Origin of the sequence: Clostridium sp. UBA5988 (genome assembly GCF_002435615.1) — a bacterium.
GTDB classification, from domain to species: Bacteria; Bacillota; Clostridia; order Clostridiales; family Clostridiaceae; genus Clostridium_J; species Clostridium_J sulfidigenes.
Map to the genome: position 1 here is coordinate 1 of NZ_DJBA01000010.1, position 9099 is coordinate 9099.

9 protein-coding genes are annotated in these 9099 nt (G+C 28.8%); 6 read left to right on the forward strand and 3 right to left on the reverse strand.

The genetic code is table 11. The features are described from left to right. Nucleotides 1–120: 120 nt before the first annotated feature. From speD to B3J31_RS01245, 4 genes are all read left to right on the forward strand, one after another. Entirely contained in the window at nucleotides 121–930 is an 810-nt protein-coding gene (speD, locus tag B3J31_RS01230) for an adenosylmethionine decarboxylase (RefSeq protein ID WP_035134951.1), read from the forward strand. A gap of 26 nt (nucleotides 931–956) precedes the next feature. Further along, nucleotides 957–1817 (forward strand): polyamine aminopropyltransferase, encoded by an 861-nt coding sequence (speE, locus tag B3J31_RS01235; RefSeq protein ID WP_035134950.1) that lies wholly within the window; start codon nucleotides 957–959, stop codon nucleotides 1815–1817. A gap of 176 nt (nucleotides 1818–1993) precedes the next feature. Then, nucleotides 1994–2557, forward strand: a complete 564-nt coding sequence (locus tag B3J31_RS01240) for a ferritin family protein (protein WP_346868174.1) — start codon at nucleotides 1994–1996, stop codon at nucleotides 2555–2557. Nucleotides 2558–2707: 150 nt separating this feature from the next. Continuing rightward, nucleotides 2708–3586, forward strand: coding sequence for a DegV family protein (locus B3J31_RS01245; protein WP_346868175.1), 879 nt, complete (start codon nucleotides 2708–2710; stop codon nucleotides 3584–3586). A gap of 120 nt (nucleotides 3587–3706) precedes the next feature. On the opposite strand, the gene B3J31_RS01250 is transcribed toward B3J31_RS01245, so the two are convergent. The 3 genes from B3J31_RS01250 to B3J31_RS01260 all read right to left on the reverse strand — a co-directional run bounded on the left by B3J31_RS01250 (nucleotide 3707) and on the right by B3J31_RS01260 (nucleotide 7180). Then, on the reverse strand, nucleotides 3707–4552 hold the full coding sequence (locus tag B3J31_RS01250) for an ABC transporter permease (protein WP_346873561.1): 846 nt from the start codon (nucleotides 4550–4552) through the stop codon (nucleotides 3707–3709). Then, nucleotides 4545–5504: an ABC transporter permease gene (locus B3J31_RS01255; protein ID WP_346868177.1), complete on the reverse strand. Its 960-nt coding sequence runs from the start codon at nucleotides 5502–5504 to the stop codon at nucleotides 4545–4547. The genes B3J31_RS01250 and B3J31_RS01255 overlap by 8 nt, the downstream gene beginning before the upstream one ends. Nucleotides 5505–5587: 83 nt before the next feature. Beyond that, nucleotides 5588–7180 carry an ABC transporter substrate-binding protein gene (locus B3J31_RS01260; protein WP_346868178.1) on the reverse strand — a complete coding sequence of 531 codons (1593 nt, stop codon included), beginning with the start codon at nucleotides 7178–7180 and terminating at the stop codon, nucleotides 5588–5590. Between the two features lie 388 nt (nucleotides 7181–7568). Here B3J31_RS01260 and B3J31_RS01265 point away from each other — a divergent pair, with 388 nt between their 5' ends. Beyond that, nucleotides 7569–7736, forward strand: a complete 168-nt coding sequence (locus tag B3J31_RS01265) for a hypothetical protein (RefSeq protein WP_346868179.1) — start codon at nucleotides 7569–7571, stop codon at nucleotides 7734–7736. A gap of 296 nt (nucleotides 7737–8032) precedes the next feature. Continuing rightward, nucleotides 8033–8851, forward strand: coding sequence for an Mrp/NBP35 family ATP-binding protein (locus B3J31_RS01270; protein WP_346868180.1), 819 nt, complete (start codon nucleotides 8033–8035; stop codon nucleotides 8849–8851). Nucleotides 8852–9099 lie beyond the last annotated feature (248 nt).

A 9099-nucleotide genomic window follows, 5' to 3' on the forward strand; every position in this document is an offset into this window, starting at 1 on the left:
CATTATCATAAATCGATCAGAATATAATAATTATATTTTAAATTTTTATTGACAAATTCAACAACTCCTAATAAAATTTACTCAGTGAATTTCATCTAAAGGAAAGGTGTATATAAAAGAATGGAGAATAAAATCAAATTATATGGCTTTAATAATCTTACTAAGACACTAAGTTTTAACATCTATGACATTTGCTATGCAAAGGGTGAAAGAGAACAAAAGGAGTATGTAGATTATATTGATGAGCAATACAATTCAGAAAGATTAACTAAAATATTATGCGATGTTACTGATATTATTGGTGCTCATGTGTTAAACATATCCAAGCAGGACTATGATCCTCAAGGTGCAAGTGTAACCATATTAATTTCTGAGGAACCTTTAGGGGATGGAGTAATAGATGAATCATGTAATAGTGGTAAATATATTTTAAAAACTAAGGAGACTGTTGTTGCACATTTGGATAAGAGTCATGTAACGGTACATACTTATCCTGAATATCATCCAGATAATTCTATAGCAACCTTTCGAGTAGATATAGACGTATCTACTTGTGGACAAATTTCTCCGCTAAATGCATTAGATTATCTAATTAGCAGTTTTGACTCTGATATAATTACCATTGATTACCGTGTTCGAGGATTCACTCGTGACATTAATGGTAAAAAGTGTTTTATAGATACACCAATTAAATCAATTCAAGATTACATTGATGATAAGACTTTGCAAAAGTATGATGCTATGGATATAAACATGTATCAAACAAATATATTTCATACTAAAATGCTTATAAAGGAAATTGATTTACAGAACTACCTATTTAAAAAAGATACTCATGAATTTTTACCAAGAGAAAGACTTAATATAAGTAATGCACTTAGAAAAGAAATGATAGAAATATTTAGTGGTAAGAATGTTTATAATGAATAATATTATATTAACTAGGAGGATGAAAAATGGAGTTATGGTATACTGAGAATCACTCAGAGACTGTTAGGTTTTCAATAAAGGTTGACAAGCAAATATATGCTGGAAAAAGTGATTTTCAAAGAATAGATGTATTTGAGACAAAGGAATTCGGAAGATTTTTCACTTTAGATGGAATAGTTATGATAACAGAAAAGGATGAATTTATTTATCATGATATGATAGTTCATGTTCCTATGGCTACAAATCCTAAGATTGAAAAAGTTTTAGTTATAGGAGCTGGAGATGGTGGAACAATCAGAGAGCTAACAAGATACAATACAATAAAAGAAATAGACATGGTAGAAATCGATAAAAAAGTAGTTGATGTATGTTTAGAGTATTTTCCGATAACATCAAGTAAACTAAAGGATGAAAGAGTAAACTTATACTTTGAAGATGGTATTAAATTTGTTAAAAATAAGAAAAATTACTATGATTTAATAATAGTAGATTCTACTGATCCAATAGGACCTGGAGAGGGCTTATTTACAAAAGAATTCTATAGAGATTGTTACGATGCATTAAATGAAGAAGGAATTTTAGTAAATCAACATGAAAGTCCTTATTATGAAATGTATGCTAGTTCTATGAAGAGAGCTCATAAGCGTATAAAAGAATCCTTCCCAATAGGTAAAGTATATCAAGTGCATATTCCAACTTACTCTTCAGGACATTGGTTATTTGGATTCGCATCTAAAAAGTATGATCCTGTAAAAGATTTAAATGCTGAGGCATGGAACTCTTTAGGGTTAAAGACTAAATATTATAATACAGACTTACATGTGGGATCTTTTGCTCTCCCTAACTATGTTTTAGACATGCTAGATCATGCTTGTGATGAAGAATAATATTGAATCTACATAATAAAGGAAATTGAAGGTATATTTTTCTATATATAAAATTATAAAATATTAATAAAAAACCTTTGACATATTAAAATTAATTTAACATGTTTTAAAGGTTTTTTATTTTTAAATATTTTGAACATATGGTAAAATGTATATTGAGTTTAGGAGGAGTTAATATGAAGTGTAAAATATGTGGAATGAATATTAATGAGAAGAATTACGATTTTAATTCATTTGCTTTTATAAATAAAAATTCTATAAGTAACATAGTATACTGTCCGTTCTGTGGAGTAAGCAGTATTTATTTAAGTGGTGATGATGAGGTTATTGAAGTAGATAGTAAGAAGCTAGATATAAACACATTAAGAATTTTAGACCATGCCGTTAAGCTTGAAATATTTAATGGAGAGTTTTATAAAGAAGCAGCTAAAAAAGCAAAGAGTGAAGAAGTTTCTAAGGCTTTTCAGGCTCTATCGAAAATAGAAATTTTTCATTCAAAGGTTCATATGGGATTAGGAGGTTTTACTAAAATACCTGCTTTGACTAAAATAAACTATGACAAGTATGATAGTGACGAAGCACTTTTGAAATTGGCAAAGGAAAGAGAAGAGCATGCTGTTTACTATTATGAAAGATATAAGAATGAAGTATGCGATGAAAATGTAAAAAGAGTTTTCGAAGCTTTAATTGAAGTGGAAAAGGAACATATAGAGCTTACCTATGAGTATAATTTAATATAAATAAGTTTTATATAGCTTTAACACAAGAAAATTAGTTACTATATGAACGAATTGAGAAATCTATTCATATACATTAGGCTTAAAAAATGTTAAAATAGTATTTTAGGCGCATATAGTATGGGAAAAGTGAATTATAAAGGAGGAGAATATATGAAAGATTATGTTATTATTACAGATTCAACGGTAGATTTACCTCTTAATATTATAGAGAAAATAAATATAGGCATTATACCTATGGCCTTTGATATGGAAAATATAACTTATACACACTATCCTGATGAGAGAGAAATGACAAGCCATGAATTTTATGAGAGACTAAAAAATGGTGATACTTCTGTTACAACACAGATAAATTATTTTACTTATAGAGAGTGCTTTGAAAAGCTGCTGAAGGAAGGAAAGGATATTTTATATATAGCATTTTCTTCAGGACTTAGTGGAACATATAATAACTCTCAATTAGTGATACAAGATCTTAAAGAGGAATATCCTGAAAGAAAAATTATATCAGTTGACTCTCTTTCAGCTTCAGTTGGGGAAGGGCTTCTAGTATATAATGCTGTAATGAAAAAAGAAGAAGGTTTAGCCATTGAGGAATTGGTGAAGTGGATAGAAGAACATAGAAATAATACTTGTCACTGGTTTACAGTTGAAGATTTACATCACTTAAAACGAGGTGGAAGGATTTCTTCAGTGGAAGCAATTATTGGGACAACTTTAAAGATAAAGCCTGTATTGAGTGTTGACTATGAGGGAAAGTTAGTGAATGTGTCTAAAGTAAGAGGAGACAAAAAATCCTTGGAGAAATTACTGGATAAGATGTTAGAAGATGGTGCAAACCTAAAGGAACAAACTATTATCATAGGTCATGCAGATAGCTTAGAAAGAGCTGAATATCTTGCTAATATTATTAGAGAAAAGGAACTCGTAAAAGATATTATTATTAGTACTATAGGTCCTATAATTGGAACTCACACTGGACAAGGAATGATAGGACTAACATTTATGGGAAACAAAAACTTAAAATAAGAACTTATTAAGAATTATTATGGAATATTTATTTATAATATATCAAAAGAAGCCTAGGTTAGTGGTAATTTAACCCAGGCTTCTTTTATATATCTAGGGATTCTAAATGTTCTTTTAATTTTATTCTCCTTGAGATGGATCTAATGCTACCCTCAAGATATCACCAAGAACATTAAAGCTTAATACAATTAATAGTATCATAAGACCTGGAAAAATTGCTAAGTAAGTCTTATCACCAATCCTAGATTGAGCAGTTTGAAGCATACTTCCGAGAGAAGCCATTGGTTGTTGTACTCCTAGACCTAAAAAACTCAATGAAGATTCCATAAGTATAGCATCGGCTATATTTATGCTAGCTGCAACAATTACTGTGGAAATAGCATTAGGTATTATATGTGTTTTTACTATTTTTATATTATTGCTGCCTAACGCTTTAGAACATAGAATATAATCTCTTTCTTTTATAGATAATGTTTCTGAACGGACTATTCTAGCGATACTCATCCATTCAAATATACCTATAATAATTATTATATTAGCTATACTTGGTCTTAAATAGGAATTTACTATTAGTAGTAAAAAGAATAGAGGTATACTCATTAACATGTCTATTATTCTCATTATAATAGCATCAACTTTGCCTCCTAATAGTCCGCTTATAGCACCAACTAGGGTGCCGATGAATATAGATACCATCATAGAGAGTACACCTACTATTAAGGAGATTCGTGCACCATATAAAGCTCTAGTAAAGTAATCTCTTCCGAGTTCATCTGTTCCAAATATGTTTTTTAAATTTGGAGAAATAAATTGATTACTCATATTAATAGTATCGGGATTATAAGGAGTCAAAAATGCAAAAACAGATAAAATAATTATTAATGTTAAGCATATTAAAGCAAATATTCCTAATTTATTTTTTTTAAGCTCTCTTATAAAGTTATCTTTAAATCTAACACTAAACATTTTCATCCCCCCTACGTATTCTAGGATCTACTAGTACATAACTAATATCAGCAAGTAGATTTCCTATAACAACCATTATTGAGGTAACTAAAGTCATAGCCATTATAACTGGATAATCTAAGGCTTTTATTGAGTTAATGCCAAGTCTCCCCATACCAGGCCATCCAAAGATAGTTTCAGTGATAAATGCACCAGAAACTAAAGATGGTAAGCTCATTCCAAGAATTGTTATCATTGGAAGAAGAGCATTTTTCATGATATGTTTAAATAGAATTCTATTCTTACTTGCACCTTTGGAAATTGCGGTAACAATATAATCTTGCTTTAGTTCTGTTATAGTGCAAGAACGTACATATCTTGTAAGAACAGCTATATTAGAAAAACTGAGTACTATAGTAGGTAATATCCCGTGTTTTATAACATCTAATGTTGAAGTTACACCTATAGTTCTCATACCAACACTAGGAAGCCACTTTAATTTTAAAGAAAATATTGAAAGCAATATCATTGCAAACCAAAAGCTAGGTATAGAGATTGCAATATAGTTTAATATATTTGTAAATCTGTCTAAGAATTTATTTCTATGCATTCCTGTATATAATCCTAGGGGAATTGATATTAAAATAGCTAGAAGTAGGGAAGAACCCATAAGTCCAAGGGTAGCAAAAAATCTTGAAGAAATTTCACTATCTACAGCTTGTCTAGAAACTAAGGAGTAACCCAAATCACCACTTAATACATTTTTTAGCCATAAGAAATATCTAGTTAGCATAGGCTTATCCAATCCAAGACTTACTCTTATTAAATCTGCTTGCTCCTTTGACATTTTAGGGGTTATATATCCTTGAGCTGGATCTCCTGGAGCCAGATTCATAAGTAAAAAAGATACAAAGGATATAAATAAAAGCATCGGAATAGCTTGTAAAATTCTCTTTGTAATTGTATTTTTCATAATATTATCCTTTCTATGTAAAAAACTTATGTAAAAATGGCTCAAGTACCCGAAAAGAGTAAATGAGCCATAGAAATATATTTTTATTGTTGAATCATATATATTTTTGATAAATCTTCAAACATATATATAGGTACTAATTTTGCATCTTCAATTCCACCAAATTTAGCATCAACTCCGATTAATGACTTTGAATAATATAATGGGTATACTACAGCATCATCAGCTATGGTCTTTTGAATTTTTTCATATAATTCTTTTCTCTTTGCATCATCTGATTGAGAAGCTCCATCCTTCCACAACTTGTCTAGTTCTTTGTTATTATAACATTGAGCATTAAAGCTACCACTAGACATATAAGCACTAGAATATCCATCTGGATCATTTCCCATTACATATCCATTTATAAGTATATCGTAATCTCTTTCTTGTTCTCCAAGGATTTTTGAGAAGTATACATTGTCATCTATTTGCTGAGCATCTACTTCTATGCCGATAGTAGAAAGTTGTTGTTTAACAACCATGGCAATTTTGCTATCTTTTGGAGTGTATTGAAAATTCAATTTTATATTACCTACACCAGACTTTTCCATAAGCTCTTTTGCTTTTTCTAAGTTTTGATCATATTTTTCTACATCATCAGTATAGAATTTTGTGTTTGGAGTTAAAATAGAGTAAGCTTTTTCAGTGTTTTCTAAATTAGTATAGGATGTTTTTAAAATCTCTTCTTTATTTAGGGCATAGGATATAGCTTGTCTAACTTCTTTTTTACTTAAGTTTTCATTTTTTTCATTAAGTATAATATAGTTTAGCATTCCTTCATCAAAAGAATGAGTTTTAAACCTATCATCTGATGAGAAAGTTTCAAACTTATCTTCAGCTAAGTATGCTGCAGAAACTTCTCCATTTTCAAAAGCAATTTTTGAAGTATTATCATCTGGAATTATTCTATAAACCACACTATCTAAATGAGGTTTTCCTAAATAGTAATCATCAAATCTTTCTAGGGTTACCATTTCACCCTTTTTCCATTCTTTAAATTTAAAAGGACCAGAACCTACTGGAGTATTATTTTTATCTGATTCTGCTAAATTGCTTTCACCTTCAAAGATATGTTTTGGAATTATTTTAAAATCTCCAATTGATATATAGAATGGTGCAAAGGTATTTGGAAGTTTAAATTCAACAGTTAAGTCATCAATTTTATTAGCTTGGACTTCTTTTTTATCAATAACAAAAGTTTGTCTAGCATCAATTCCCTGACTTTCATCTTTAGCTACATTTACACTATAAATAACATCATCTGCTGTTATTTTTGTACCATCATGCCATGTTAAATTATCTTTTAATTTTAATGTATATGTAAGTTTATCTTCAGAAGTTTCCATACTTTCTGCTAAGTAATATCTTACTTCATCTTTATCAACTACATATAGTGGATCAAATAAAGCATTGTTTATTGTATAAGTAACTCTGTTTTGTTGAAAAAAAGGATTTAGGCAACTTGGATCAGTTCTAGCAGAAAATATCATTGTTCCTCCATCCTTTATTTGTTGTTGAGCAGTTTCATTTGTTTTGGACTCAGTATTAGTAGAACTATTTTTTGAACTACATCCAATTAAAGACAAGGATAGTATTAAAGATAGTCCGATACTGAGAAATCTAGTCTTTCTCATTGTAATCCCCCTTATATACTGTGAAATCAATTCATGTTTATGAATGAATTTTGTGATAGTTATAGTTGCGTGAAAATACGCAACAATTCCTTATATAGGATAACATAATAAATATTAGTATATAACTCTTATTATAAATTAAAATAAATAAAATCAGTCTATTAGAAAACGTTATAACTACAAAAACCAACAATTTATTACATAATAAATTAAAAGTTTTGCTATTAGTAACTAGCGAAAATAAGCCATTTAATAATTTCTGGAATTCTTGATATTTCATATTAGTGAATTATATTATAAATGGTTTGTTAAGTATAAATATATTAAAAACAGGAAAATATATTATTAAATTCTATGGAGTAAGGAATATTAAAATTAGGAGGAAAATATGATGAATAATTATGTATTACCAGAAGACAATTTAGGAGAAGAATATAATTTTGAAAATGAAATTATTTATTATGATGAAGGATATGAAGAATGTATACGATGTGGTAATAGGGATTGTTTAGACAATAAAAGATTATGTAGTTACTGTAGTGAAACTTGGGAATAAAATTAAATGTTTTAATGATATAAACATAGTTCTTTGCTTTAGAGGGAGTTTTTCTTCCCCTGAAGATTACTAATAGACTTCTAAGTATCAATTTATTTGATACTTAGAAGTCGTTGTCCTTTAGGGATTATTACAGTAATTTTTAGATGTTATATTTTAATTTTATAATATGCTAGACAAAAATATAATTTATTCATATAGGATTATAATAAATTTCATTATTGGCATTTGACAACAATTTAAAACAGCAGTAATATAAATTTAGTAAATACCAATAATAATGAGGAGATGATTTTATGTCAACATGTGATACATGTCCATCCAATGGTGGATGCAGTAAAGATAAAGGAAATTGTGGAGTTGAGAATAATCCTTTAAACAATGTTAAAAAAATTATTGGAGTTATGAGTGGAAAAGGTGGCGTTGGTAAATCATCCATGGCTACTTTAATAGCAAGACAATTAAAGGAAAAAGGATATAAAGTAGGGATTTTAGATGCAGATATTACAGGGCCAAGTATACCAAGACTTCTTGGAATTACAGGACAAAAAGCTATGGCGGATGGTAAAAATATATATCCTATTGAATCTCAAGAAGGAATAAAGGTTATGTCGTTAAATCTGCTAGTAGAGAATGAAGAAGATCCTGTAATTTGGAGAGGTCCTATGATTGGTGGAATGGTTAAGCAGTTTTGGACAGATGTAATTTGGGGAGAATTAGACTATTTAGTTGTTGATATGCCACCAGGAACAGGAGACGTAGCACTAACTGTAATGCAAGATATTCCGATAAATGGAATAGTAATGGTATCTGTTCCTCAAGATTTTGTATCTATGATAGTTGCAAAGGCAGTTAATATGACTAGAAAATTAAATATAAAAGTTTTAGGTGTTATTGAGAATATGAGTTATATTAAGTGTCCTGATTGCGATAAAAAAATTAAATTATTTAATGGAGAAGATACAGAAAAGTTCTTGAAAAATCTAGATTTAAATCTTTTAGGTGAATTACCTATGATAAGTAGTATAAGCAATTTATCAAAAGGTGAAGAGCATCAAGATGAATTTAAAAACATATTTAATAAAATTGTTGAAAACATAATTAATAATTTATAAGAGCAAGTATAATAGATAATTATTGTAATTTTTTACAAATCAGTGTATCATTATATCAGTTTATTTCAGTTTATAACAGTATAAAAATTTATAATATAAAAACTATCTTAAGTCTTTGATTTGAGATAGTTTTTATATTTTTTGTTTTAAATCTAGGCTCTGTAGTTGATTAAAGTGATAAATCTTGGAGAGAATTTATATGAACATTAATTATGGAGGTTTGAAGATGAGTTCGCCAAATTATCACG

Coding starts and splice junctions, on each gene's coding strand:
- speD (WP_035134951.1), top strand. CDS start 121: ATGGAGAATAAAATCAAATTATATGGCTTTAATAATCTTACTAAGACA.
- speE (WP_035134950.1), top strand. CDS start 957: ATGGAGTTATGGTATACTGAGAATCACTCAGAGACTGTTAGGTTTTCA.
- B3J31_RS01240 (WP_346868174.1), top strand. CDS start 1,994: ATGAAGTGTAAAATATGTGGAATGAATATTAATGAGAAGAATTACGAT.
- B3J31_RS01245 (WP_346868175.1), top strand. CDS start 2,708: ATGAAAGATTATGTTATTATTACAGATTCAACGGTAGATTTACCTCTT.
- B3J31_RS01250 (WP_346873561.1), bottom strand. CDS start 4,552: ATGTTTAGTGTTAGATTTAAAGATAACTTTATAAGAGAGCTTAAAAAA.
- B3J31_RS01255 (WP_346868177.1), bottom strand. CDS start 5,504: ATGAAAAATACAATTACAAAGAGAATTTTACAAGCTATTCCGATGCTT.
- B3J31_RS01260 (WP_346868178.1), bottom strand. CDS start 7,180: ATGAGAAAGACTAGATTTCTCAGTATCGGACTATCTTTAATACTATCC.
- B3J31_RS01265 (WP_346868179.1), top strand. CDS start 7,569: ATGATGAATAATTATGTATTACCAGAAGACAATTTAGGAGAAGAATAT.
- B3J31_RS01270 (WP_346868180.1), top strand. CDS start 8,033: ATGTCAACATGTGATACATGTCCATCCAATGGTGGATGCAGTAAAGAT.